This window comes from Pseudomonas sp. NFIX49, from assembly GCF_900115915.1.
Classification (GTDB): domain Bacteria; phylum Pseudomonadota; class Gammaproteobacteria; order Pseudomonadales; family Pseudomonadaceae; genus Aquipseudomonas; species Aquipseudomonas pharyngis.
The window spans coordinates 493,798-519,923 of sequence record NZ_FOYE01000006.1 but is presented as its reverse complement, the minus strand read 5'-3'; the positions used below and the strand labels follow the sequence as shown (position 1 = coordinate 519,923).

Genomic DNA, 26,126 nt, shown 5'->3' with positions numbered 1-26,126 from the left:
AGGGCTGTGGGCGATTCCCTCGAAAAGCTTGCCGCAGACACTCCGAACAACCCCCGGAACACCCGAGAAAATCCCTCGAAAATCACCTCGCACCTCCCGAGGTTTTTTCCTTTATCTGTCACCGGAAACTGCGAATTTCTCAGTGCGACTTAACCACGGACCCCGCTTGCGAAGGTCGGCGGTGAGTCTTCCCAGTGTCATGCAAGACCCCTGAAAACCTGTGTTCACACCCAACGTTGAAAAGGAGATTCTTCATGTTCAAGCGCACTCTGATCGCAGCTTCCCTGACCGTCGCTGCCCTGGCTTCCGCCCAGGCCATGGCCGCCAACGTTACCGGTGGTGGCGCGACTCTGCCTGCCGCTCTGTACAAAGGCTCTAGCAACAGCATCCTGCCAACCAACTTCAGCTACGTGGGTACCGGTAGCGGCACCGGCAAGACCGCTTTCCTGACCAACAACTCGGCACTGTTCAGCACCACCGGTTCGGTTCACTTCGCCGGTAGCGACTCGATCCTCAGCGCTTCGGAAATCAGCACCTACAACGCCAACTTCGGCGCTTCGTACGGCCCGCTGATCCAGCTGCCTTCGGTGGCCACTTCGGTTGCCATCCCTTACAAAAAATCCGGTCAGACCGCTCTGAACCTGACCAGCGCTCAGCTGTGCGATGCCTTCTCCGGCGCCAAAGCCACCTGGGGCGAGCTGCTGGGCACTTCCGACACCACGCCGATCCGCGTTGTTTATCGCAACGTTTCCAGCGGCACTTCGGAAATCCTGACCCGTCACCTGAACGCGATCTGCCCGACCAGGTTCGCCACCAACTCCACGTTCACCAGCGCTCGTCTGCCAGCCGGTTCGACCCTGCCTTCGAACTGGGTAGGCGTTGCCGGTACTGCTGACGTGGCCACTCAGGTCAACGCTGTTGACGGCTCCATCGGTTACGTCGGTCCGGACGGTGTGAACGCCGCCAGCAACGCAGTGGTTGCTCGCGTCAACGGCGTACAGCCAACCACCGCCAACGTTTCGCTGGCACTGGGTTCGGCTGCTCTGCCAACCACCCCTTCGAACCCTTCGCAGTGGGTACCGGTCGTTCCTAACCCAGCCAGCGGTTACCCGATCGTGGCTTACACCAACTTCATCTTCGGCCAGTGCTACAAGGACGCAGCCGTGGCCGCTGATGTCAAAGCCTTCCTGACCACTCACTACAGCAACCCGGGCAACAACGCTGCCACCATCGCTCACAGCTTCACTCCGGTTCCAACCAACTGGAAAGCGGCTGTGACTGCCAACTTCGTCACCAACACCTCGGGCAACAACCTGGACATCAACAACGCCAGCGTCTGCAACGCTGTCGGTCGTCCTTTGTAAGCCTCGTTTCACGGCAATGAAATGGCAGCAGCCTTCGGGCTGCTGCCATTTTTTTTGGCCGATCTACTCCTCATTCATGAAGTTTGTGTGACATCCGTTCGGTCGCGGCCCCCGCCAACCGCCTATGTCGTAACAGCAGGGGCAAGCCGACCTGCGGCCTCGTGTGGCAAACAAAAAGGATCTCGTAGTGATGCTCGCTCGCCCATCCCGTCGCAGTACCCGTGTTCAGCCTCAGCAGCGCATGGCCGCCGATCCGGCGCTGTGGTTGCTCAAGCCCCTGGCGCAGGCGATTGCCTTGTGCCTGGTGGCGGGCAGTGCCGAGGCGGCGACCACCTTCAGCTCGGGATGGTTTGCCGCCAAGGGCGCGGCGCAACAGGCCGCCGCAGCGCGCCCGAGCGTCGGCGGATTGCCGGGGATGACGCCACCGCTGGCGCAGCAGCAAAAGGCCAACCAGCAGTTGCAGCGCTCGATTCAAACGCTGAACAACACCGTAGCCGCGATTGCGGCGCAACAGGCGGCGCAGGCGGCCGGTCGTGCGGCGGCACTGGGCACGGTGCAGTTTGTGCCTGACGGTCTGGGCGAGGGCGGCCTGAAGGTCGACAACAGCCTCACGCAGGGTTGGCAGAACGCCAAAGGCCCGCAGCAGACTCAGGCCGACGGCAAGACCACGGTGAAGATCGAGCAGACCGCCGACAAGGCGATCCTCAACTGGGAGACCTTCAACGTCGGGCGCAACACCACGGTCGAGTTCGCCCAGCAGTCGAACTGGGCGGTGCTCAACCGGGTCAACGATCCGAATGCGCGGGCCAGCCAGATTCAGGGCCAGATCAAGGGTGATGGCACGGTGATGCTGATCAACCGCAACGGCATCGTGTTCAGCGGCACCAGCCAGGTCAACGTGCGCAACCTGGTCGCGGCGGCAGCCAACATTACTGATATTCAGTTCCGCGATCGCGGCCTGTATTTCGACAGCACCGGCAGTCAGCCGACGTTCACCGAGGCGGCCGGCAAAGTGCTGGTGGAGCGCGGTGCGTCCATCGAAACGGCGCGGCCGGCCAAATCCACGGATGCCGGCGGCTATGCCTTGCTGCTCGGCAGCGAAGTGCAGAACGACGGCAGCATCAACACCGCCAAGGGCCAGACCGTGCTCGGCGCAGGCGATCGCTTTTACATCCGCAAAGGCTCGGGCACTGAAGGCAACGCCTTCTCCACGACGTTCGGCAACGAAGTCACGCCGGGCTTCAAGACCGGCAGTGCTGCCGGCAAGGTCAGCAACAACGGTCTGATTCAGGCCGCGACCGGCGACATCACCCTGACCGGCCATGAGGTCGTACAAAACGGCGTATTGCTGGCCAGCACCTCGGTCGCGACCCGCGGCACGATCCATTTGCTCAACCCGGCGACCGACGCTCAGGGCAGCGTGACGCTGGGGCAGGGCAGCGCGACGGCGATCCTGCTTGACAGCAGTGACCTGACGGCCCTCGACGGTCAGCATCAGGCGGCGCTGACCGGCGTTACACCGAACAACCGGATTCGCAGCGATCAGTCGCGCATTGATATCCAGAGCGGTGGCAGCGTCGAGTTCCGGAACGGTTCGATCACCCTGGCCACGGGCGGCCAGGTTGCAGTGGCGGCGCAGCGTCGCAGTCTGGTGCGAGACGGCGCATTGATCGATGTCTCCGGTGCCATCGGCGTGAAAGTCGCGATGGAATCCAACAGCATCAAGATCAACGTCCAGGGCAACGAGCAGCGCGATGCTTCGGTCAATCGCGATAAAGGTGCGCTCAACAGCAATGACATCTGGGTCGATGTGCGCGAACTGGTCTACGTCCCGGCCGGCACCAACGGCTACGCCACGGATCGCTGGTACACGGCGGGCGGTCTGCTGGAGGTCGGCGGCTATCTCGGCACCCAGGGCCACCGCATCGGCGAATGGATGGCCCAGGGCGGGATGGTGAGTTTTGCCGGCAATGACGTGGTGACCGAGAAGGGCTCGCTGATCAATCTGTCCGGCGGCACGCTGGATGTACAAAGCGGCGAGATTCGCCAGAGCTGGCTGCGTGGGGCCGACGGGCGCCTGTATGAAGTCTCCAAAGCGCCTGGGGATCTGCTCTACACCGGACTGTACAAGGGCTATGAAGACAGCAGTGAGCGCTGGGGCCAGACGAGTTATTACTACAACCCGTTGATTGCGCCGTCCAGTCGTCGGGAATCGGGTTACACCGTGGGTCGCGATGCCGGGCAACTGGTGATCGGCACCCGCAACGCTGTGCTCGAAGGACAAATGCTTGGCGAGGTTTATCAGGGCGAACGCCAGACCCAGGCACCGCGTGCGGTACTCGATGGCTATGCACAGAGTCAGACGGCGCTGGCGCGGCGCGGGCAGTTGATTGTCGGCAGTTACGACCCGGCGTACGTGGCGGCGTCCGGTGGTTTGCTCTATGGGCTCAATCCGTTGTTCGATCAGGTGCAGATCGGCGGCGAGCGGCCGGCTGAAGGCAATGATCGGGATCTGACCGGCGCCGTATCCGATGCGCGCGACGGCAAGCTGTTTCTCGATGCCGGGCAACTCAGCGACTGGCAACTGGGCGCACTGAAAGTGGCGGCCAAAGAACGGATCGACGTGCAAGGTGCCGTCACCGTCGACAAGGGTGGCGACATCACCCTTTACGGGCCGCAGGTGCAGGTCAACGCAAACCTGACCGCGCGCGGCGGCAGCCTGCACCTGGGCAACGTGCTCAATCAGCTCAACACCGATCGCCTCACCGACACCCGGCTCGTCGCACCGACCGGCAAGGCCACCCGCGTGAGCGTGGCTGAAGGGGCACAACTGGACACGCGCGGTCTGTGGAGCAACCTGCGCACCAACCCGGATGATGCCGCGAGCCTGGCGTATCTGGACGGTGGCGTGGTGTCGATCCGCAGTAGCGGCGACATCGAAATCGGTGCGGGCAGTCTGCTGGACGTGTCTTCCGGCGGAGCGATTCTGGCCAACGGCAAGACTCGCGGTGGCAAGGGTGGTGATGTGACGCTGGAGTCCAGCGCCTTGTCCGCGCCGGGTGACAGCCACCTGACCCTGGACGGCCAACTGCGCGGTTACGGTGTTTCCGGCGGTGGCCGACTGCTGATACAGGCGGGCGACATCCTCATCGGCCAGTCCGATAAACCCCTCGTCAACAACACATTGCATCTGCAACCGGATCTGTTCGACAAGGGCTTCTCTGCCTACGACCTTATCGGCCTCAATCGCCTCGACGTGGCGGACAACACCCTCATTGACGTGCTGATGCCGGTCTACCGTTTTGGTGATGCAGCCGCGAATCAGGTCAGTGGCACCGCGCCAGGGCAGGCGCTGGAGTTGTGGACGCCGACGCTTTATCAGGAAAACCCGCTCAAGGCGCAACTGACCCAGCGTACCGGCGCCAGCCTGGCTTTGCAGGCCGGTTCCAGCGAGATAGCTCTGGTCGATCCGACCCGCAACTCCCTGACTCTTGGCCAGGGCTCGCGGATCAGTGTCGATCCGGGGCAGCGCATCAATCTGCGCACCGCCGGTCAGCTCACGGTCGACGGCGAGCTGAATGCCTGGGGCGGCACAATCGATATCCGCCAGCAGCAGTTCGGTTCGATCAATGTCGCCGATTCCTCGCAGACGGCGGACAAGCAAATCCACAACCGTTCCATCTGGATCGGCGAGCACGCGGTGCTGGATGTGGCCGGTCGCGTGGCCACCGGCATCGATGCGCTGGGAAGGGTGTATGGCCAGGTCGGCAAGGGCGGCTCGATCATCATTGGCGGCGAAACCGATGCGAAGAAGGCCACGGCCACGTCGGCCGACGCTTATGTGATCGTGCGAAACGGTGCGCGACTGGAGGCTTCCGGCGCACAGGCGATGTTGGATATCGCCGGGCAGGGACCGACGCTGGTTGCCACGGATGGTGGACGAATTTCGCTGAGTTCCTACAACGGCCTGTTCATCGAAGGCGGCCTGCGTGCGGCGGCCGGTGGTGCCGGGGCGGCGGGCGGGCGACTGGACATTGCGCTGGAGACCCCGATTTATCTGCGCAGCGACGCGAGCAACGACGTTCGCGTGCCGCGCGAAATCGTCATCGGCCAGGACGCCGGCCCGTCGCTGTTGCCGACGGGTCTGCAAGCGGGTGAAGCCGCCCCTGCGTTGCAATACGGACGTGCCCGTCTGGGGGCCGATCAGTTGATGTCCGGCGGGTTCGACAACCTGAGCGTGCTGAGCAACGGTCTGCTGTCGTTCGACGGCAACGTCGATCTGCACATGAATCAAAGCCTGAGCCTGTATGCCGGGGCCTTGTCGCTGGCCGACGGCGCGCCAGACAACGTACGGATCAATCTGTCTGCGCCTTACGTGCGTCTGTCGGGTACGGGCAAATATTTCGAGGCTCCCGGCAACATCCGGCCACGGGTGATGAACAATCCGACCACCGAAGTGGCGCCGGCACACTTCACCGCCACGGCAGACCTGCTGGATCTGGGCAACAGTCTGTCGTTCGGCACGGCCGGGGCAATCGTGCAGCTCGGCGGCCCGGCGCTGGAAGTCGGGCGGCGGGGTTTTGAACAGGTCACGCTCGACAGCCGAGGCGATCTGCGCTTTCTGGCACCCACCGGCAACGTCGAGAAAACCGAACTGTGGACACCGGGCGACCTGAACCTGCGTGCCGCGCAGATCTACCCCGCCAGTGATGTCACAGCCGAGGTACGCGTGGGTTATCAGAGTGTCCAGCGTGACGCCAATCCTGAGCGGACACTGCGAATCAGCAGTTCCGGGGCCGCGCCTGCCGCGTTGCCTTACTCGGTCTTCGGCAATCTGACGCTGGCCGCTGCCCATATCGAGCAGGGCGGGGTGATCCGTGCGCCGCTGGGCATGATCAATCTGGGTGACAACCTGGTTCTCAACACCCAGACGCTGCAGCTGTTGCCAGGCAGCATGACTTCGGCCAGCGCAGCCGGGCTGGTCATGCCTTATGGCGGCACCACCGACGGCATCGACTATCGCTACAACGGCAAGTCCGTGCTGCTTCGAGGGATCACCGCCGAAACCGCTGGCGTGACGCTCACCTCGAAGTACGTCGATGTGCAAGGCGGTGCGTTGATCGACCTGTCGGGTGGCGGTGATTTGCGCGGTGCCGGTTTCGTATCCGGGCGCGGCGGTTCCACCGATGCCCGCTACAACCCGCTGGTGCGCAATGCCAGTGACGGCACCTTCAGCCTGCCTGGCCTGGCCAGCAACCCGGTATACGCCATCGTGCCGGGGAATCAGAGTGCTTATGCGCCGATGCTCGCCGAGGCGGGGGCGGTCGATCCGCGCATCGGCCAGCAGATCACCCTCGGGGCGGGCGTGCCGGGGCTGGCGGCGGGCACCTATACGTTGCTGCCCTCGACCTTTGCGCTGTTGCCGGGTGCCTTCCGGGTCGAGGTCAATGGCCAGGCGGCAGCGGGTGCAACCAACGCTGCACTGCCGCTGCGCAATGGTTCGTGGACGGGTTCGGGGCGGATGTCGATTGCCAATACCGGCCTGCGTGACAGCCTGGCGAGCCAGGTCATCCTGACATCCGCCGCCGTGCTGCGCCGTTACTCGCAGTACAACGAGACCTCTTTCAGTCAGTTCATCCAGAGCGATGCGACGCGCCGGGGCGTGCCACGGGCATTGGCGCCCATGGACGGCAAATCCCTGAGACTGAATCTGTCCCAGGGCGCCGCACCGGGTAACGCGCTGGATTTCAACGGTCAGGCGCTGTTCCAGCCCGCCACGGGAGGCGTCGTCGGGACGGCCGTGGTGCACGGCGCGCCCAACTTCGAAATTCTCGGCGCGGGACATCCGAGCACTGAAGGTTTTGCAGGTGTGTCGCTGTATGCCGGCAGCCTCAACGCGCTCAATGCCGGCCGCTTGACCATCGGCGCGCAACCGACGATCGATTACAACACGTCGGGCAACATCATCGCGTTCAGCGGCGATACCTCAACGATTACCCTGCGTGAAGGTGCCGTGTTGTCGGCACCCGAAGTGCTGCTGCGCACCACCCGCACCGATGGCGGTATCAGCCTCGAAGCCGGCTCGGGCATCAACACGTTGGGGCGTGGCAATGCACCTTATGATTCCAGCACCGGCTTCATCTACAAACCGGGTGCGGCGGGGTTGCTGGTGGTGTCGAACGGCTGGACCAATGTGCTGGCGCCAGAAGTGTCGGTCAGGACATCCGGCGCGGGTAACATTCTCATTGGCAGTTGCCCGACGACAACGTGCAACAACCCGACGCTGCTCTATTCCAGTGGCAGCATTACCGCCGCCACTGACAAGCAATTCGAACTCGACGAAGCGGTACGCTTCGGCACCCGTCATCTGACGCTCGCCGTGGGCTCGGTCAATGCCGGCAGTGCCGAGGCCTTGAGCGCCGCCGGCAACCGGGTGCCGACCGGTCTGACCCTGAACCAGAACGTCTTGAACCGCCTGTTGCGGGGCGATACACAGTTCGGCGCACCGGCTCTGGAAACCCTGAGCCTGACCAGCCGCGATGCGTTCAATTTTTACGGCAGTGTCAGCCTCGATACGCTGGATCCGCAGACCGGTGTCAGCAAGCTGCAAAACCTGATTCTCAGCACCCCGGCCATTTACGGCCTGGGCGAAAGCGGCGACGTGGCGTCCATTCGCACTGCCAATCTGATCTGGAACGGTGCGACTCAGGATCCGGGGTCGGTGATCACGGGCGGCGCCGGCACTGGCCAGGGCACGTTCGATATTCAGGCGCAACGGATCGAGTTCGGCTACGGCCCCAATCCGCAGGCCAGCGGTCTGGACCAGAACAAACGTCTGGTATTGGGTTTTGCCAACGTCAACCTCTCTGCCAGCGATCGCATCACCGCCAACCACAAGGGCAGCCTGGCGGTGTACCAGACGCAGGGTGCTTTTGATCCGGTCAACGGTTATGCCTACAGCGGCGGCAATCTCACGCTGCGTACGCCGTTGCTGACGGGGGAGTCGGGCTCGGTCAACCTGCTCAAGGCCGGAAACAATCTGACCCTGACGGGTGCCGGTACAGCGGCTGTCGCCAATGCGCTGGGAGCCGAATTGACCCTCGATGCGCGCAATGTCCTGCTGGACAGTCGCATCGCCCTGGCCAGCGGCAAACTGGTGGTCAAGTCCGAGGACGATCTGACCCTCGCCAGTGGCGCGTATCTGGACATGGCGGGTCGCACCTTGCCGTTCAACGATGTGAACAAGTACAGCTGGGGCGGCGATGTGGCGCTGTACAGCCGCGACGGCAACATTCGTCAGGCGGCGGGTTCGCGAATCGATCTGTCCGCGCAGAACAATCAGGCCGGTAACCTGAGCGCCGTCGCGCTGGCGGCCGATGCCGGCATGGTCGATCTGCAAGGCGATATCCTCGGTGCGAGCAGCGGCTATTACGATGCCGGCGGCACGCTGGTGCCTTACAAGGCCGGTGGCGTGGATATCCGCGCGCAGCACCTGAATGGCGATGCGAGCCAGCAATTCGCGGCTCTCAATCAGCGCTTGAATGCGGGGCAGGTTTTCGGCAGCCGCAGCTTGCAGCTCAAGCAAGGCGATCTGCTGATTGGCGACGGGCTCAAGGCGGGTGAGGTCAATGTGTCGGTGGACAACGGCCGGTTGACGGTGGCGGGTCTGATCGATGCCAGCGGCGAGCGGGTCGGCAGTATTCGCCTGTCGGCGCAAAACGGCCTGACCCTGGCAGGCAATGCGGTGCTTGACGCCCATGGTCGTGTGCTGCGGGTCGACAGCTACGGCAAGATCATAGACGCACCGAACCGGGCGATGGTCGAACTCAACTCCGGACAAGGCGTGCTGACCCTCGGCGCCGGTGCGCGCATCGATTTGCGCCATGGCACCGAGGCCGTTCTCGGCACTCTGCCGGGGCAGTCCGACGGACTGCTGCGCGGTACGCTGGAGCTGAACGCGCCGCGTCTGGGGACGGGTGACATTGCCATCGATGCCGGCGGTGCGCTGAGTATTCAGGGAGCCCGCTCGATTGGCCTCAACGCCACGCGCCGCTATACCGATGCCAGCGACGGCACGGATCCGGCGGCCAGTGGACGTCCGTATCAGGTGATCGATCAGGCATATCTCGATCGCATCCATGGCGACAGCACGGCGTTCATCAATGCGGCGCTGGCCAACGGCAACTTGCTGAACAACAAACTGGCCGGCCTGAACAACGCCACTTATGCCGACGCCTTCCATTTGCGCCCCGGCGTCGAGATCGCCAGTAAAACCGCCGATGGTGATCTGGTGGTACAAGGTGATGTGGACCTGTCCGGTTACCGTTACGCCAGCCTGAATCCGCACACGCAGAAGACTTCGGTATACGGCTCGGGCGAGGCGGGCAACCTGGTGATCCGCGCGGGCGGCAACCTCGATATCCATGGCAGCCTCAACGACGGTTTCGCGCCGCCGCCGGAGACCGTGGACGATGCGGGCTGGAAATTGCTGCCGGGGATTCAGCCGTTCGGCGGCGATCTGATCGTGCCGGGGGCGGGCGTTACGCTCGCGGACGGTACGGTGTTCCCGGTCGGCGCCACGTTGAACTACGACCTCCCGTTGCAAGCGACGACGCTGGCCAGCGGCACGCTGTTGCCGACCGAGGCGACACTGGCGGCGCCTTACACTTTCGGCGCCGGCACGGTGCTCGCCGGCTCGGTTCGCGATGCTTCGGGCAACGTGCTGTATGCCGCCGGCACGCTGCTCGCCGACAGTGTGACTTTGCCCGCGGGCAGCCGGCTGGGAGCGGGTATCCGTTTGAATGACGCAACAGCGTTGCAAGCCCTGCGCTGGCCCAAAGGCGTGCCGCTGCCGGGCAGCGTCGAGGCCGGCGACGCCGGGGTCAAGGGCGTGCGCCTGAGCGGTTCGCTGGCCCTGTTGCGCGGTTCGCTGATTCCGTCGATGACCAATGTCGTACTGGCGGACGGTACGGCGTTCATCGAGTTGCGGCCATTGACCGGCACGACCCAGGGGCGCAATTGGGCGGTCGCCAGCCTGTTGCCGGCCGACAGCGCGTCGTGGTCGATGCGCGTGGTGGCGGGGGCCGATCTGAGCGCCGCGGACAGCCGGGCGATCAAGCCGGTGTCCAGCGATGGCCATCTGCGCCTGGCCGACACCCATTACGGTCTGACCGTGACAGAAAAACCACCGACCCTGGTCTGGGGCGAGGGCAACCTGGGCGGCTTCACGCCGGGTGACCCCGTCCCCGAGGATCAAATGATGTGGTGCGACTGGGCACCGAACTCCTGTGTGCCGGCACCGCGTTGGGTCTGGGCACCGGACAACTGGATGGGCATGCCGCCTGGCTCGCCGATGACCGACGATGAAGTGCTGTCCTGGTGTGGCGCATTCCCGGAACTGTGCGTGGAGAACAAACCGGGTACCACGGTAAAGACCCACACACAGATGTTCAGCGTGCTGCGGACCGGCACCGGCGATCTGGACGTACTCGCCGCCGGCGATCTGAGCATGGATTCGCCGTACGGCGTGTATACCGCCGGCACTCAGTCGCAAGACATCGATCCGCGCTTCAATCAGCCTCGCGGAAAACTGTCGGACAACGGCTCGGTGCTGGGCAGTGCCGGCGGCGACTACGAAAAATGGGTCAGTGGCAGTGACAGCCTGTATCAGGCCTGGTACCCGCAAATGGGCGGCAACCTGACCATCAATGCCGGCGGCTCGATATCGGGCGATGTACTGGGGCGTCGCGGCTTGTCGCAAAACATGGACACCCGTGAGCAGGTTCCGAGTGTGGCCGTGGGCAACTGGCTCTGGCGTCAGGGCACCGGCAACAGTGATGTGCCGACCGCGTGGTGGATCAACTTCGGCAGCTATGCGACGCAACCGTTGCCGGATCAGAGTGTTGATACCGGCCCGTACCTGGTCGGTTTCACCGGTTTCGGCACCTTGGGCGGCGGCAATATCAGCCTGCGTGCCGGGGGCGATGCCGGCATGCTCAAGGCGATGGGCGACGCTAACAAGACCAACCTTTATCCACGCGGGCGGGGGCTGGTCGTGGCGGTCGGCAGTACCGGGCGCGTGGGCAGCGATGGCAGCCTGCAATTGACCGGTGGCGGCGACATGGACATCCGCATTGGCGGATCGGTGAACCCGTCATTGCAGGCCCGGGCCGGAGAGAACGGCATCGGTGTCGCACAACACGACCTGCAAGGTGCATTGATCAACCTGCGCGGTGCCGCGCGACTGACCGGCGGCGCGCTGGGCGGGATCAATCTGCAATATGGCGCCGAAGCCTCGACCCAGGATCCTCGTGAAGTGCGCCCGTTCGACCCGTTCACGTCCACGATGGGCAGCGCCTCCGGTGGGCTTGTGCTGATTCCGGGGGATTCGGGGATGAGTCTCAGCACGCGCGGCGATCTGGTGTTGGGCGGGGCGGCGGACCCGGGTCGGGTGCGGCTGCAGAACTCCACGCCGTTCACCACGGACGACGGTGTCGTCCATGAGGGGGGCGGCCTGACGGGCTTCTCGTTGTGGACCGATCACACCGCCATCGACCTGTTCTCGGCGGGAGGCAACCTGACACCGAGCACCCAACTGGGCGAAGTCGACGGTCAGGGCCCTGTCACCGGCCGCAATACGTCGCCTACCGATGGACGATTCGTTTACCCGTCGATCCTGCGGGCGGTGGCGGCGCAAGGTTCGATTTATGCCGGACCTTCAGCGGTCTACAGCCAGGGCAGCGGAACGGTGCCGGCAACCGGGTATTCGCTGCTGCTGGCACCCTCCAGCACCGGGCAACTGGAGTTGCTGGCGCAGGACTCGATTTACGCGGGTGGCTATGCGATCAATCAGTCGGGCGCAAGTCCGCTGTCCATCGCCACACCGTTCGCGCCGGCCTTCAACGGGTACGGCAACAACACGTCGGCCACGCCGATCATGAGCAATCGCAACAGCGACGGGGTTTTGCCGGACAAGAATCTGCGCTATCCGTTATTCGCTTTCGGCGCCAACAGCTACTCGGGCTTGAGCGACGTCCAGACACCGGCGCGGTTCTACGCCTTGACCGGCGATCTGGTGGGCGTTCGCAGCGGTGAAACGCTGACGTTCAGCCTGTCGAAACGTACCTGGTACGAAGCCGCAGGCCCTGTCTGGATGCTGGCCGGGCGCGATATCGTGGCGTCCGGTACTTTCCTGGGCAGCCCAACGACCGTGCCTGGTGCCGAGATGGGCATAACACCGACAGAAAGCATCACCTCGACCGGCAACCTGTTCGTGCATGACGACCCAAGGGACGTGTCGCGGGTATCGGCAGGGCGGGACATCCTCTACAGCAGCTTCGACATCGCGGGCCCCGGCGTCCTGGATATCAATGCCGGGCGCAATATCCTGATGGAAGACCGCGCCAGCATCACCAGCCTTGGCTCATTGGTGGCCGGTGATCAGCGGTCGGGCGCCAGTGTGGTGTTGCAGGCCGGTGTGGGCGCGCAGGGGCCGGATTATTCGCGGTTCATCGCCCGGTACCTGAACCCGCAGTACCTCGCGGACCCGAACGCATCCCTCAACGGGCAACCGGGCAAAGTGGTCAAGACCTACCTCGACGAGCTGCAGAGCTGGCTGACCCTCGGCTACGGCTTCAGTGGCAACGCAGAGCAGGCGCAAGCCTTCTTTGCAGCGTTGCCAAGTGCCGAACAGGCGATCTTCGCCCGCCAGGTGTACTTCGCCGAATTGCGTGCTGGCGGCCTGGAATACAACGATGTCGACGGCCCGCGCACAGGCAGTTATCTGCGTGGTCGTAACGCTGTTGCTTCGCTGTTCCCGACCGTCGATGTGGCCGGCAACCCGATCCGCTACGACGGCGACATCACCCTTTACGGTGGCGCCGGGGTCAAGACCCTGTTCGGTGGCGATATCCAGATGCTCACGCCGGGCGGCGGTCAGGTGTTCGGCATCGAGGGTGCCGCGCCGCCGTCCACGGCAGGGATCATCACCCAAGGTTCGGGCAACATTCAGCTTTACTCCCAAGGCAGTATCTTGCTGGGGCAGAGCCGGATCATGACCACGTTTGGCGGCTCGATCCTTGGCTGGTCTGCCGAGGGCGACATCAACGCCGGTCGCGGTTCGAAAACCACCGTGGTCTACACCCCGCCGAAACGCGTGTACGACACTTGGGGCAACGTGACCCTGTCGCCATCGGTGCCGAGCACCGGCGCCGGTATCGCCACACTCAACCCGATTGCCGAAGTGGCGCCGGGGGACATCGACCTGATCGCGCCGCTGGGCACCATCGATGCGGGCGAGGCGGGGATTCGCGTGTCGGGCAACGTCAACATCGCCGCGCTGACGGTGGTCAACGCCGCCAACATCTCGGTGCAGGGCAAGGCGACCGGCGTGCCGGTGGTCTCGGCGGTCAACACCGGGGCGATCACCTCCGCCAGCTCCGCTGCGTCCTCGGCAACCCAGGCCGCGGAAGACGTCGCCCGTCAGCAGCAAGCCGCCTCGCGCCAGAATCAGGCCTCGGTATTCACCGTGCAGGTACTCAGCTTCGGCAACGAACAACTGGCCCCGACCCGCGACGGCGCCAGCCGTGCACCGACACCGGGTTACAACCCCAACAGCCCGGTGCAGGTGCTGGGCGCCGGGGCGCTGGATGAACAGGCGAAACAGCAGCTGACCGAAGAGGAGCGGGGACAGCTGACGTTGTAAAGAACTCTCGTGTAGTACGCTTCGGGCGGCCATTTGGCCGCCCTTTTTTTATGTTGAAGATGTCAGCCAGTTGATCCATTCAAGCAGCAGCGCGGCGCTTCCTGCGCATCTCTTCCAGCATCTGGTCGAGCATTGCCATAGCTTCATCATGGGGAATGCCAGGGCTGGGGTCATCAAGTGCCTCCTGCACCTTGGCACGAAACCAGCGATCGTAGCTCTCTGCCTCTTCTTCGGATTCGAACTCGGAATAAAACGGGGAAAGCAAAATGCTCATAGTGGCCTCGGTGATCAATCTCAAGAGGATTGGCTCGCTGTCGTCACTCGCGGACGATGCACCTCATGAGTTCCAAACGAACCCTTCGGTTGCGAAGCCCAGTATCTGCAAGCACCCCCGTTAAATCTGCCGGACGTTTCCTCCCGTTGTCCGGCAATCTCGACCGCCGCTGTAGGCCTATTCCTCCCCTCTGTTTTTCAGGTTTCCAGCCTACAAATCCGCGCGCGCCTTCCTACAAATGCACTCAGAACGCATACGGAATACTCACCTTCGCCCACAACATTTCCCCCTCTGGCCGGTTCTCCACGTCGAATTCTTTGGCCCAGCGGATCTCGGCGCTGGCGTACTTGAGGAAGGTGAAGTGCAGCGCCGGGCCGATGGCGAAGACCTTGCCGCGTACGCCGTCATCAACGTCCTGGCCGGCGAATTGCACGGTGTGGCCGAACTGTTTGTCGTCGGTGGTCTGCTTGAGGTAGTAGCCATTGATGCCGAGCATCAGGTCGTCGGTGATCTTGTAGCTGGCCGAGTAATCGAAGTGGAAGATCTGCCCGGATTTGTAGTCGGTGTCCTTGTTCTTCTCGTTGAAGCTGTAGGTGGTCTTCATCGACACCTCGGTGCGCTCGGTCGGCAGCCAGGTGAAGGAGAACAGCGGTTTGTAGGTGTAGAAGTTGTTGCTGGTGTTGGCCAGCCGGTCGACGCTGTATTCGCCAGTGGGCACGGTGATTTCAACAGCGGCGCCGAGGGTCAGGTCCTTGCCCATGTCCCACAGGATGATCGGCGCGATGGTGGTATCGCCCATGCCTTCGCGGGTGTCGCTCAGGCCGAACACCGAGACTTCCTGCTTGAGCCACGGCTGGGCGATGTAACCGGCCAGGCGCCCGCCGAAGATTCGTACCGGGCTCAGGTAATCGAGACGCGGGATGACGGCGGTGGATTCGATCTCGACATTCGGCACCTTGCCGCCGAACGAGCTGATGTTGAGCTTCCGAGCCTTGTAGTGGTTGTAGTAGAGGTTGAAGGCGACCATGTTCTCCGGAAGGCTGTCGACTTCCATCGGCAGCATGAAGAAGCCGTCGGTGCCGGGGCCGATGTTGTCGACGCCGGCTTCGGTGGCCAGCGCCGGCAGGGTCGCGGCGCAGCCGAGCAGGCTCAGCGCCAGTCGCACAGGGAATGTCGCGCGGTTCGGGGTCATGTCCGTCCTCATTATTATTGTGTCTTGGGCGCAACGCCGGCATTCGGGGTGCCCGGCCACGATAGAAATAAGCCCTTGGCGCACAACAGGGCAGGGTATTGGCGGACACGGAAGGGGGCTTCTGCGGACACTTCGTCAACCCTGTGCTAACTTCCTTCGACATAACCGGTAACAAAAATAACAATTCAGCGTGATCCGGAATGTCAGCCCCCATGAACGTAAAAGTCCAAGACCCGACCTTCGAAATGGCGCTGGTGTCGCCGTTTCTCCTGCAAACCCTGGCCGAAGTCGCCGCCAACAAGGGCATCGAGCCGCAGAGCCTGTGCCGTGGCCTGGGTTTTGATTTCGAAGACCTGCAGGATCCGGCGCAGCGAATTTCCTACCGCCAGGCCGTGGCCATGATCCAGCGGGGGCTTAAAGCTTTGCCCAATCAGGGGCTGGGCCTGTGGGTGGGCGCGCAGAACGTGCTCGGTACGCTGGGGCTGCTGGGGCACGTACTGTCGCTGTGCAAGACCTTGCGCGATGCGTTCGACATTGGCGTTCGGCATCAGCACACCTCCGGCGGGATCGTGGTTTCCAGCGTCGATGTGGTGGGCGATCAGGTCTACGTCGACGTTGAGTGCCGGCTGCCGTTTGCCGAGGTGCAGGTGTTTGCGGTGGAAGAGTTTTTCGCCAGCCTGCTGGTCTATGGCCGGGCGCTGGTGGGCGAGACGTTCAAGCCGATTGCCGTGGAATTCATGCACGCGGCGCCGGATTACGTTGATGAATACCGGCGTCTGCTGGGGCCGGAGGTGCGCTTCGGTTGCCTGCACAATCGGATGCTGATCGACGTGCAATGGCTGGATGTGAATCTGCCCAATCATCATTCGCTGGCGCTGCGTCAGGCGGTCAAACTGCTGGAACTGGAAGCGGCGCAGGTTCATCAAAAACTTGATCTGATCCAGGCCGTGGAGCGGGCGATTGCGCGGGATCTGAGCCGGGGCAGTCACATTGAAAAGATTGCCGGTGACTTGAACATGAGCAGCCGGACTTTGCGTCGGCGGCTGACTGAACATTCGTTGACGTTCGAGGCGCTGCTGGAGCAGGTGCGGCAGGCGCGAACCATGAGTTTGCTGGCCAATCCTGATATGCCGATCGAGCGGATTACCGAGGAGGTCGGCTATAGCGATGTGCGCAGTTTTCGGCGGGCGTTCAAGCGGTGGACGGGGAAGAGTCCGAGTGCGTGGCGCATGGAGAGTTCTGTGATTTGACTTGAGACCGATACCCCTCACCCCAGCCCTCTCCCTCCGGGAGAGGGCTGGGGTGAGGGCGCTTTTGACGTTATCCAACCCATTTCAATCCCCCACAAACCCTCCGCCTACAGTTAAACTCCGCGCTCTTTCCAAGGAGTCGACATGAGTTACTACCAGCCGGGCATTCTCGCCACCCCTGTTCCGCCGCAAGCACGTCACCTGTTTTTCGCTCTCGAGTCGGTTGAAGCGCTGCCGCAGGCGATCGACAACCTGCTGAACCTGGTGGATGGCAAGTCGGCGGTGGTCGGTTTCGGTGAATCCCTGGCCAAGGCCCTGAATGTGCACATCGACGGCTTGCGCAGCTTCCCGGCGCTGACCGGCGTTGGCGTGGAAAACCCGTCGACCCAGCACGCCCTGTGGGTCTGGCTGCACGGCGTCGACCGTGGCGAGCTGCTCAACCGCAGCACTGCGCTTGAGGCCGCACTGGCCCCGGCGCTGCGTCTGGTGCAGATGCAGGAAGCCTTTCGCCACAAGGACGGCCATGACCTCACCGGTTATGAAGACGGCACCGAAAACCCCCATGACGAAGCCGCTATCGCCGCCGCACTGCAAAGTGAAGGTGCGGACGGTCTGGTCGGTGGCAGCTTCGCTGCGATCCAGCAATGGCAGCACGACCTCAAGGGTTTCCATGCGCTGTCCGCCGAGGACAAGGACAACATCATGGGCCGTCGCCTGAGCGACAACGAAGAGATCGACGACGCCCCGGTGTCCGCTCACGTCAAACGCACCGCCCAGGAAAGCTTCGCCCCGGAAGCCTTCGTCGTGCGTCGTTCGATGCCGTGGATCGAAGGCGATCGCGCCGGCCTGATGTTCCTCGCGTTCGGTTTCTCCCTTGATGCCTTCGAAGCGCAACTGCGGCGCATGAGCGGTCTGGAAGACGGCATCACCGACGGTCTGTACCGCATCAGCCGGCCGATCACCGGCGGCTACTACTGGTGCCCGCCGCTGCAAAACGGCCACCTCGACCTGCGCGCACTGCGCATCGGCTGAGGCGCAAGCATGCACGTGGTGCGTTGGGGCATGATCGGTTGCGGCAGCGTCGCTGAACGCAAGAGCGGGCCGGCCTTCTACAAGGCCCCCGGCTCGGCGTTGGTGGCCGTCATGGGGCGACGCCTCGAAGCGGTGACCGATTACGCCGCGCGCCACGGTATCGCCCGGACTTGCACCGACGTCGATGCCCTGATCAACGACCCCGAGGTGGACGCGGTGTACATCGCCACGCCACCCGACAGCCACCACGCCTACAGCCTGAAAGTCGCCGCCGCCGGCAAGCATTGCTGCGTGGAAAAACCCATGGCCCTCAACGCCGGGCAAAGCCGCGAGATGCAGCAGGTGTTCGACGACGCCGGTCTGCACCTGTTCGTCTCCTATTACCGCCGTTCGCTGCCACGTTTCCAGCAGGTTCGGCAATGGCTGGAGCAGGGGCGCATCGGTGAGGTGCGGCATTTGAGCTGGACGCTGACCAAGGCACCATCGCCCAAGGATCTGGACGGCAGCGCAAACTGGCGCACCGATCCGGCGGTGGCCGGGGGCGGGTATTTCGCCGATCTGGCCAGCCATGGGTTCGACCTGTTCCAGTACCTGCTCGGCGACATCGTGGAAGTCGCCGGCTTCACCGCGCGTCAGGCCGGGTTGTACGCGGCGGAAGATGCGGTGAGCGCCAGTTGGCGATTCGCCTCGGGTGCGCTGGGCATGGGCTGCTGGAGCTTTGTCGCGGACCGGCGCGAGGATCGGGTCGAGATCATCGGCAGCCAAGGGCGGATCGGGTTTTCGGTGTTCGATGAGCATCCGGTCGAGCTGCATGCCGAAGAGGGCATCAGCCTGGAAATCCCCCATCACGAACACATCCAATGGCACCACGTGCTGGGCATGAACGCGCAGATTCGCGGTGAGTCCCGGCACCCGGCTGTCGCCGCAGAGGCCCTGAAGACCGATTGGGTCATGGATCAGATCCTCAAGCGCCACTGAAGGCGCATCTAAGGTTATGCCCAAACAATATTTCTCAAGCTTGTCATAACGTCTCTAAGATCACGTCATAACTCGTTATAACAAGTGATCCCGTGATGACCGATAACGTTCTCTCCTTAAGCAGCGTTCCTCTGCACACCCAACTGCGCGACGTGCTGCGCGCCCGGATTCTCGACGGCGAATACCCGCAAGACAGCCAGATGCCGTCCGAAAGCGAGCTCGGCGCACTGTTCAAGGTCAGTCGCATCACCGTGCGCCAGGCCCTGGGCGATCTGCAGAAGGAAGGTCTGATCTTCAAGATCCACGGCAAGGGCACCTTCGTCGCCAAGCCCAAGACCTTTCAAAACGTCAGCACCCTGCAAGGCCTCGCCGAGTCCATGACCGGCCGTGGCTACGAGGTGATCAACCGCCTGCGCAGCTTCAAATTCATCGCCGCCGACAAACTGGTCGCCGAGCGTTTGCAGGTCGCCGAAGGCGAAACTGTTGCGCAGATCAAACGCGTACGTCTGATCAATCGCGAGCCGATTTCGCTGGAAATCACCTACCTGCCCAAAGCGGTCGGCGAGCGTCTGGAGAAGGCCGATCTGGTCACCCGCGACATCTTCCTGATCCTCGAGAACGACTGCGGCATCGCCCTCGGCCATGCCGATCTGGCCATCGACGCGGTGCTGGCCGACAGCGACCTGACCCAGGCGCTGAACGTCGAGGCCGGCTCGCCGATCATGCGCATCGAACGTCTGACCCACGACGCCCACGGCCAGCCGCTGGACTTCGAACACCTTTACTACCGTGGCGATGCGTTCCAGTACCGCCTGCGGATCGACCGGCAAAAAGGGGCCTGAACATGACCCGCAACACCTTAGAGCAGGAATACGACATCGTCGTGATCGGCGGCGGCACCGCTGGCCCGATGGCTGCGATCAAGGCCAAGGAAAAGAACAAGGAGCTGCGCGTGTTGTTGGTGGACAAGGCCAACGTCAAACGCAGCGGTGCGATCAGCATGGGCATGGACGGCCTGAACAACGCGATCATCCCCGGCCACTCGACGCCCGAGCAGTACACCAAGGAAATCACCATCGCCAACGACGGCATCGTCAATCAGGCGGCGGTGTACGCCTACGCGACGCACAGTTTTGAAACCATCGAGCAGCTCGACCGCTGGGGCGTGAAGTTCGAGAAGGACGAAACCGGCGATTACGCGGTGAAGAAAGTCCACCACATGGGCGCCTATGTGCTGCCGATGCCGGAAGGGCACGACATCAAGAAAGTCCTCTATCGCCAGTTGAAGCGCGCGCGAGTGAGCATCACCAACCGCCTGGTCTGCACCCGTCTGCTGACTGACGAGGAGGGCGCCGTCAACGGCGTGATGGGGTTCGACTGCCGCACCGCCGACTTCCATGTGATCAAGGCCAAGGCTGTCATCCTCGCTTGCGGCGCGGCCGGCCGACTCGGTCTGCCGTCCTCGGGTTACCTGATGGGCACCTACGAAAACCCGACCAACGCTGGCGACGGTTACGCGATGGCGTATCACGCCGGTGCGGAACTGGCGAACCTCGAGTGCTTCCAGATCAACCCGCTGATCAAGGATTACAACGGCCCGGCCTGCGCCTACGTCACCGGGCCGCTCGGCGGCTACACCGCCAACAACAAGGGCGAACGCTTCATCGAATGCGACTACTGGAGCGGGCAGATGATGTGGGAGTTCCACCAGGAACTGGAGAGCGGCAACGGTCCGGTGTTCCTCAAACTCGATCACCTGGCCGAGGAAACCATCCAGAACATCGAGGAAATTCTGCACAGCAACGAGCGCCCGAGTCGCGGCCAGTTTCATGCCAATCGCGGCACCGACTACCGCACGCAGATGGTCGAGATGCACATCTCGGAAATCGGTTTTTGCAGCGGCCATTCGGCGTCCGGCGTCTGGGTCAACGAGCGCGCCGAAACCTCGGTGAAGGGTTTGTACTCGGCCGGCGACATGGCTGCCGTGCCGCACAACTACATGCTCGGCGCGTTCACCTACGGCTGGTTCGCAGGTAATAACGCGGCGGAATTTGTCGCCGGGCGCGAGTTCTCTGCGCTGGATGCCGAGCAGATCGAGAAGGAAAAGGCCCGGGTCTACGCACCGCTGGATCGCGAACACGGTCTGCCGCCGGCGCAGGTCGAGTTCAAGCTGCGGCGCTTCGTCAACGACTACCTGCAACCGCCGAAAGTGACGAAGAAGATGGAAATCGGCCTGCAACGCTTCAGCGACATCGAACGTGATCTCAACGAGATGAAGGCCAACAACGCCCATGAACTGATGCGCGCCATGGAAACCAGCGTGATCCGCGACTGCGCCGAAATGGCTGCGCGCGCCTCGCTGTTCCGCGCCGAAAGCCGCTGGGGCCTGTACCACTACCGCGTCGATCACCCGCAACGAGACGACCGCGAATGGTTCTGCCACTGCCACCTGAAGAAGGGCGAAGACGGGCGCATGACCAGTTTCAAGAAAGCCGTCGAGCCTTACATCATCCCGCTCGATGCCGAGGAAATGCAGGCCTACGACCGTTTGCGGGTCGGCGCTTTCGCCGCTTGATGCATCACTAGAGAGAGTCCGAACCATGGCCTATCAAGCCCAGGAAATCTTCTTCCGCTCCAACGCCCCCGTCACCGTGGACGAGGACAAATGCATCGCCGAAAAGGGCTGCACCGTGTGCGTCGACGTCTGCCCGATGGACCTGCTGGCGATCAATCCGGCCACGCAAAAGGCCTACATGGCCTTCGATGAGTGCTGGTACTGCATGCCTTGCGAAAAGGACTGCCCGACCGGCGCCGTCAAAGTCGAAATCCCGTATCTGCTTCGCTAAAAACGCTATCCGGCAACACCGGACGCCTGATTCAACACACCCCTCGTTTCCCACCGCGCCCTGATCGCGGCGGAGACGAACATCCTATAAATGATTCGAGGGGATTCAACCATGTTGCGTGCAGCAATCGCCGGTCTGGTACTGGCTTCGTTCACCCTGTCGGCCTCGGCCGAAACCATCCGCATTGCCATCGGCACCCAGGACACCACCATCAACTGCGCCGCCGGCGGTTTGTTGATTCGCGAGCTGGGCCTGCTCGACAAATACCTGCCTCACGACGGCGCCTACAAGGACGCCAGGTACGACGTGCAGTGGAAGAACTTCACCAGCGGTGCGCCGCTGACCAACGAGATGGTCGCCGGCAAACTCGATTTCGGCGCCATGGCCGATTTCCCCGGTGCGTTCAATGGCGTGGCGTTCGAAACCGCCGGCAAACACAGCCTGTTCATCAGCGTGCTGTCGGGCAGCATCAAGGGCAGCGGCAACGGCATCGTGGTGCCGAGCGCGTCCGGCGTGCAGTCGCTGAGCGAGCTCAAGGGCAAGACCATTTCCGTGCCGTTCGCCTCCACCGCCCACGGCATGTTGCTGCGCGCGGTGGCGGAGCAGGGTTGGGACCCGCTGAAGGACGTGAACATCATCGCCCAACCGCCGGAGGTCGCAGGTTCCGCGTTGCAGGCCGGCAAGATCGACGCCCACGCCGACTTCGTACCGTTCGCCGAGCTGTTCCCGAGCCGTGGCTTTGCTCGCAAGATCTACGACGGTGCCCAAGCCAATGCACCGACCTTCCACGGTGCGCTGGTGGATCAGGCCTACGCCAAAAAATATCCGGAAATCGTCGTCGCCTACCTGCGCGCCAGCATCGAGGCCAATCAACTGTTGGCCGCCGAACCGGAGAAATACAGCGAGCTGATCGCCAAGGTCACCGGCGTTGATGCCGAGGTCAATTATCTGTTCCACGGCCCGCTCGGCGTGCAGACCCGCGACCTGAGCTGGAAACCGGAATACCGCCAGGCCGTGGGCACTGCCATCGACACGCTGAAGCTGCTGAAGAAGGCCGATCGCGGGCTCGACCTGAACACCTTTATCGACGATCAGTACATCCGCGCGGCGTTCAAGGCCTCGAATCTGGATTACACCGCGCAACTGGCCAACTACGCGCAGACGCCCTTGAAGTCGGTCGATGCGGCGACTGGAAAAGCTATCAGCGATTTCAGCCATGTCGCGGAAATCTGGGTGCGCGGTGAGGACAAGGTCCGGCGCTATGCCTCGGCTGAAGAGGCGTTCACCGCGTTGGCCGGTCTGAAGTCGGAAGGCAAGAACATCCGTGCGGTGTATGCCCAGGCGAGTGACAGCGGGATCAAGTTGCTGGCGGAGCAGGCGTGGTTTGCCAGTGATGCGAAGGGGCGCCTCAGCGCGTTCCTGCTCAAAGGCCAGGCGCAGCAATTTGCATCGGCGCAGGGCGGGAAAGTCCTCGACTTCACCGATGCCACGACTCAGGCAGTGGCCACCCGTTAACTCAAACGTAGATCGTTCCCACGCTCCGCGTGGGAATGCCGCCATGGACGCTCTGCGTCCACTGTGACGCGGAGCGTCGCGGGATGCATTCCCACGCGGAGCGTGGGAACGATCAGAGGTGATATATGTTTTCACGCTGGATCCCCCGAGCCGCCTCACTGCTGCTCTGCCTGCTCTTCTGGCAACTCGCCGCCAGCCACCACTGGAACCTCGGCCTCGTCACCTTCGCCAACGTCCCGACCCCGCTGGCCGTGATCGAAGCCGCCCTCGGCCTGGGCGACTCCGGCAAGCTCATCCAGCACCTGAGCGCCAGCCTCGGCCGAGTCTTCGCCGGCTACCTCGCCGCGCTGGTAATCGGCATCGCCCTGGGCCTGGCCATCGGCCGTTCGAAGTGGGCCGAAGACCTGCTGCTGCCGCCACTGGAAGTGTTGCGCCCGATCCCTGCCGTGGCCTGGATTCCACTGGCGATCCTGATGTTCCCGTCGTCGGAACTGTCGATGGTCTTCATCACCTTCACCGGCGCGCTGTTCCCGATCCTGCTCAACACCGTGCACGGCGTCGAAGGCGTCGACCCGCGCCTGATCGCCTCGGCCAAAAGCCTCGGGGCCGGGCGTCGGGCGATTCTGCTGGAAGTGATCCTGCCGGGCGCCGCACCGAGCATCATCACCGGCCTAGCGATCGGCATGGGCACGTCGTGGTTCTGCCTGGTGACCGCCGAAATGATCTCCGGCCAGTTCGGCATCGGTTACTACACCTGGGAGTCCTACACCATCCAGAACTATGCGGACATCGTGGTCGGCATGTTGCTGATCGGCGTGTTGGGCATGGGCAGCAGCCTGCTGATCAAACGCCTGGGCGGGCTGTTCACGCCCTGGCATCGACCACGAGGAAAAGCCTGATGAGCGTGATGCAAACCCCGGAAGGGCGGATCGATATCCGTCAGCTGTCCATCGTGCTCGGCGAAGGCCGGCAAGCGTTTGAAGCGGTGCAGGGGCTGGACTGCCAGATCGAACCCGGCCAGTTCGTGTGCATTCTCGGCCCCTCCGGTTGCGGCAAGTCGACTTTACTCGGCGCATTGGCAGGGCATCTGCAACTCCATGGCGGGCAGTTGAAAGTCGATGGCACCGAAGTGTCCGGCCCGTCACCGCAACGCGGCATGGTGTTCCAGCATCACACCCTGTTCCCGTGGCGCACGGTGCGCGACAACGTTGCCTTCGGCCTGAAGATGCGCGGTATCGGCAAAGCCGAACGCCATCGTGCCGCTGACGACATCCTCAAACTGGTCGGCCTCGAAGGTTTCGCCGAACGCTGGCCCGATCAACTTTCCGGCGGCATGCAGCAACGGGTGGAAATCGCCCGGGTGCTGGTCAACCGGCCACGGCTGTTGCTGATGGACGAACCCTTCGGCGCACTGGACGCGCTGACCCGCCTGAACATGCAGGAACTGCTGCTGGACATCTGGACGCGGATTCGCACCACCGTGGTGTTCGTCACCCATGACATCGACGAAGCGCTGTTCCTTGCCGACCGCTTGCTGGTGATGAGCGCACGGCCAGGGCGAATCATCGAAGACCTGCGCCTGGATTTCCCCCGGCCACGCACCACCGAACTGGTCACCAGCCACGAGTTCTCGCGCCTCAAGCGCCACTGCCTCGACCTGCTGCGCCACGACAACGACCGACCGCTGCCGCGCCTCAATCCGCTCGGCCTGCCTCCCGAAAATTCCTTGCCGAGATTTGCCCTGTGACCTCATTTTTTGCTGTGACCGATAACGACGACATTCTCGCCCTGCAACCACGCCTCACCGCCGATGATGCCGGGGTGCGGCGGATTGCCCTGATCGACCTGGCCGACCTCGAAGAGCCGGACGGTTTGCTGTGGCTGGTCGAGCGCTTGGCCGAAGACCCCGCCGAAGAAGTGCGTGCCGAAGCGGCGCGCCTGTTGGAAGCCTGGGAAGACGAGCCGGTGGTCGAAGCGTTGTGCCAGGCGCTGACGGATCCGTCCCCGGCCGTGCAAGCCGCTGCGGCGCAGAGCCTGAGCCTGCTCAAGACCGAAGCGGCGGGCAGGGTGATTCTGCCGTGGACCAGCCATGCCGAAACCGGCGTGCGGATTGCCGCGTTCCGGGCCTTGCGCGAGTTGCGTTTCCCCGGCGCTGCGCCGGCCGCGACTCAGGCTCTGAACGATGCCGACGCCAGTGTCCGCCGCGAAGCCGTCGGCGTGCTCGGCTGGCTCAAGCAACTCGACGCGCTGCCGGCCCTGGCCCGCTTGGCGAGTGATGACCCTGACACCGAAGTTCGCCGCGCCGCCACCGGCGCCCTGGGTCTGGCAAGTGACGCCGAAGTGCTGCCCGCGTTGCGTCAAGCCTTGCAGGATCAAGCCTGGCAAGTGCGCGAAGAAGCCGCGACCACCCTCGGCAAGGTCGGCCATACCGACGCGGGCCCGGCGCTGATCGAAGCCTTGGCCGACGACTACTGGCAAGTGCGCCTGCGCGCGACCCGCAGCCTCGGGCGCCTCAAGTACGTCGCAGCCCTCGACGCCCTGATCGACACCCTCGGCCATCGCATCAGCAACCTGCGCAAGGAAGCCGCGCTGGCCCTCGGCGAACTGAACGATCGCGGTGCCGTGGCCGCGTTGCAGGCCGCGCAGGACGACGGCGACCCGGAAGTGCGTAAAGCCGTGCGGATTGCCTTGAGTCAGCTGCAATGAATCCGCTGTCGGTCGGCAACTCCCAACGTGAGCACCGGTTGCTGCTGAGCTGGCCGGATGGCCGCGAGCAACTGCTTGAGCATGCCGAACTGCGCCGCCAATGCCCGTGCTCGCAATGCCGGGCGTTTCGCCTGCGGGGCTCGCCGCCCATGGTTGACCCGCGTGTGCGGGTCATCGAATTGAACGCTCAGGGCTATGGCCTGCAGCTGGTGTTCAGCGACGGCCACCAGCGCGGGATTTACCCGTGGGCCTATCTGGCGCAGCTG

Annotated in this window: 14 protein-coding genes and 1 pseudogene; 13 read left to right on the top strand and 2 right to left on the bottom strand. The window is 63.4% G+C overall.

Annotation, left to right across the window (positions count from 1 at the left end):
- Positions 1-254 precede the first annotated feature (254 nt).
- Together BMZ46_RS20050 and BMZ46_RS20045 are read left to right on the top strand one after the other, a co-directional pair.
- Positions 255-1,364, top strand: coding sequence for a substrate-binding domain-containing protein (locus BMZ46_RS20050; protein WP_074690257.1), 1,110 nt, complete (start codon positions 255-257; stop codon positions 1,362-1,364).
- Positions 1,365-1,554: 190 nt separating this feature from the next.
- Positions 1,555-14,067: a filamentous haemagglutinin family protein gene (locus BMZ46_RS20045; RefSeq protein WP_074690259.1), complete on the top strand. Its 12,513-nt coding sequence runs from the start codon at positions 1,555-1,557 to the stop codon at positions 14,065-14,067.
- A 79-nt stretch (positions 14,068-14,146) separates the two neighbouring features.
- Here the strand turns inward: BMZ46_RS20045 and BMZ46_RS20040 are convergent, their stop codons facing one another.
- Together BMZ46_RS20040 and BMZ46_RS20035 are read right to left on the bottom strand one after the other, a co-directional pair.
- A complete protein-coding gene (locus BMZ46_RS20040; protein WP_039768899.1) occupies positions 14,147-14,341 on the bottom strand; it encodes a type II toxin-antitoxin system RelB family antitoxin in 195 nt (64 codons plus the stop codon).
- A 244-nt stretch (positions 14,342-14,585) separates the two neighbouring features.
- On the bottom strand, positions 14,586-15,533 hold the full coding sequence (locus BMZ46_RS20035; protein WP_074690261.1) for a SphA family protein: 948 nt from the start codon (positions 15,531-15,533) through the stop codon (positions 14,586-14,588).
- Positions 15,534-15,745: 212 nt separating this feature from the next.
- Between BMZ46_RS20035 and BMZ46_RS20030 the strand changes: the two genes are divergently transcribed.
- The 11 genes and pseudogenes from BMZ46_RS20030 to BMZ46_RS19980 form a co-directional block, all read left to right on the top strand.
- Positions 15,746-16,783 carry an AraC family transcriptional regulator gene (locus BMZ46_RS20030; RefSeq protein WP_039768895.1) on the top strand — a complete coding sequence of 346 codons (1,038 nt, stop codon included), beginning with the start codon at positions 15,746-15,748 and terminating at the stop codon, positions 16,781-16,783.
- A gap of 144 nt (positions 16,784-16,927) precedes the next feature.
- Positions 16,928-17,815 carry a Dyp-type peroxidase gene (locus BMZ46_RS20025; RefSeq protein WP_074690263.1) on the top strand — a complete coding sequence of 296 codons (888 nt, stop codon included), beginning with the start codon at positions 16,928-16,930 and terminating at the stop codon, positions 17,813-17,815.
- Between the two features lie 9 nt (positions 17,816-17,824).
- A complete protein-coding gene (locus BMZ46_RS20020) occupies positions 17,825-18,793 on the top strand; it encodes a Gfo/Idh/MocA family protein (protein WP_074690265.1) in 969 nt (322 codons plus the stop codon).
- Between the two features lie 95 nt (positions 18,794-18,888).
- Positions 18,889-19,635, top strand: coding sequence for a GntR family transcriptional regulator (locus BMZ46_RS20015; RefSeq protein ID WP_074690267.1), 747 nt, complete (start codon positions 18,889-18,891; stop codon positions 19,633-19,635).
- Positions 19,636-19,637: 2 nt separating this feature from the next.
- Positions 19,638-21,368 (top strand): fumarate reductase/succinate dehydrogenase flavoprotein subunit, encoded by a 1,731-nt coding sequence (locus BMZ46_RS20010; RefSeq protein WP_074690269.1) that lies wholly within the window; start codon positions 19,638-19,640, stop codon positions 21,366-21,368.
- A gap of 25 nt (positions 21,369-21,393) precedes the next feature.
- A complete protein-coding gene (locus BMZ46_RS20005) occupies positions 21,394-21,639 on the top strand; it encodes a 4Fe-4S dicluster domain-containing protein (protein ID WP_007959413.1) in 246 nt (81 codons plus the stop codon).
- A gap of 111 nt (positions 21,640-21,750) precedes the next feature.
- Positions 21,751-23,154, top strand: coding sequence for an ABC transporter substrate-binding protein (locus tag BMZ46_RS20000; protein WP_074690271.1), 1,404 nt, complete (start codon positions 21,751-21,753; stop codon positions 23,152-23,154).
- Between the two features lie 125 nt (positions 23,155-23,279).
- Entirely contained in the window at positions 23,280-24,053 is a 774-nt protein-coding gene (locus BMZ46_RS19995) for an ABC transporter permease (RefSeq protein WP_039768884.1), read from the top strand.
- A complete protein-coding gene (locus BMZ46_RS19990; protein ID WP_074690272.1) occupies positions 24,053-24,901 on the top strand; it encodes an ABC transporter ATP-binding protein in 849 nt (282 codons plus the stop codon). Before BMZ46_RS19995 ends, BMZ46_RS19990 begins: the two co-directional genes overlap by 1 nt.
- On the top strand, positions 24,898-25,860 hold the full coding sequence (locus BMZ46_RS19985) for a HEAT repeat domain-containing protein (RefSeq protein ID WP_074690274.1): 963 nt from the start codon (positions 24,898-24,900) through the stop codon (positions 25,858-25,860). Before BMZ46_RS19990 ends, BMZ46_RS19985 begins: the two co-directional genes overlap by 4 nt.
- Positions 25,857-26,126 (top strand): annotated as a pseudogene (locus tag BMZ46_RS19980) (DUF971 domain-containing protein); the annotation flags it as partial. The gene BMZ46_RS19985 and the pseudogene BMZ46_RS19980, both read left to right, overlap by 4 nt.

Bases quoted from the DNA above. Each gene is read 5' to 3' on its own strand.
- BMZ46_RS20050 (WP_074690257.1), top strand. From the start codon at position 255: ATGTTCAAGCGCACTCTGATCGCAGCTTCCCTGACCGTCGCTGCCCTG.
- BMZ46_RS20045 (WP_074690259.1), top strand. From the start codon at position 1,555: ATGCTCGCTCGCCCATCCCGTCGCAGTACCCGTGTTCAGCCTCAGCAG.
- BMZ46_RS20040 (WP_039768899.1), bottom strand. From the start codon at position 14,341: ATGAGCATTTTGCTTTCCCCGTTTTATTCCGAGTTCGAATCCGAAGAA.
- BMZ46_RS20035 (WP_074690261.1), bottom strand. From the start codon at position 15,533: ATGACCCCGAACCGCGCGACATTCCCTGTGCGACTGGCGCTGAGCCTG.
- BMZ46_RS20030 (WP_039768895.1), top strand. From the start codon at position 15,746: ATGAACGTAAAAGTCCAAGACCCGACCTTCGAAATGGCGCTGGTGTCG.
- BMZ46_RS20025 (WP_074690263.1), top strand. From the start codon at position 16,928: ATGAGTTACTACCAGCCGGGCATTCTCGCCACCCCTGTTCCGCCGCAA.
- BMZ46_RS20020 (WP_074690265.1), top strand. From the start codon at position 17,825: ATGCACGTGGTGCGTTGGGGCATGATCGGTTGCGGCAGCGTCGCTGAA.
- BMZ46_RS20015 (WP_074690267.1), top strand. From the start codon at position 18,889: ATGACCGATAACGTTCTCTCCTTAAGCAGCGTTCCTCTGCACACCCAA.
- BMZ46_RS20010 (WP_074690269.1), top strand. From the start codon at position 19,638: ATGACCCGCAACACCTTAGAGCAGGAATACGACATCGTCGTGATCGGC.
- BMZ46_RS20005 (WP_007959413.1), top strand. From the start codon at position 21,394: ATGGCCTATCAAGCCCAGGAAATCTTCTTCCGCTCCAACGCCCCCGTC.
- BMZ46_RS20000 (WP_074690271.1), top strand. From the start codon at position 21,751: ATGTTGCGTGCAGCAATCGCCGGTCTGGTACTGGCTTCGTTCACCCTG.
- BMZ46_RS19995 (WP_039768884.1), top strand. From the start codon at position 23,280: ATGTTTTCACGCTGGATCCCCCGAGCCGCCTCACTGCTGCTCTGCCTG.
- BMZ46_RS19990 (WP_074690272.1), top strand. From the start codon at position 24,053: ATGAGCGTGATGCAAACCCCGGAAGGGCGGATCGATATCCGTCAGCTG.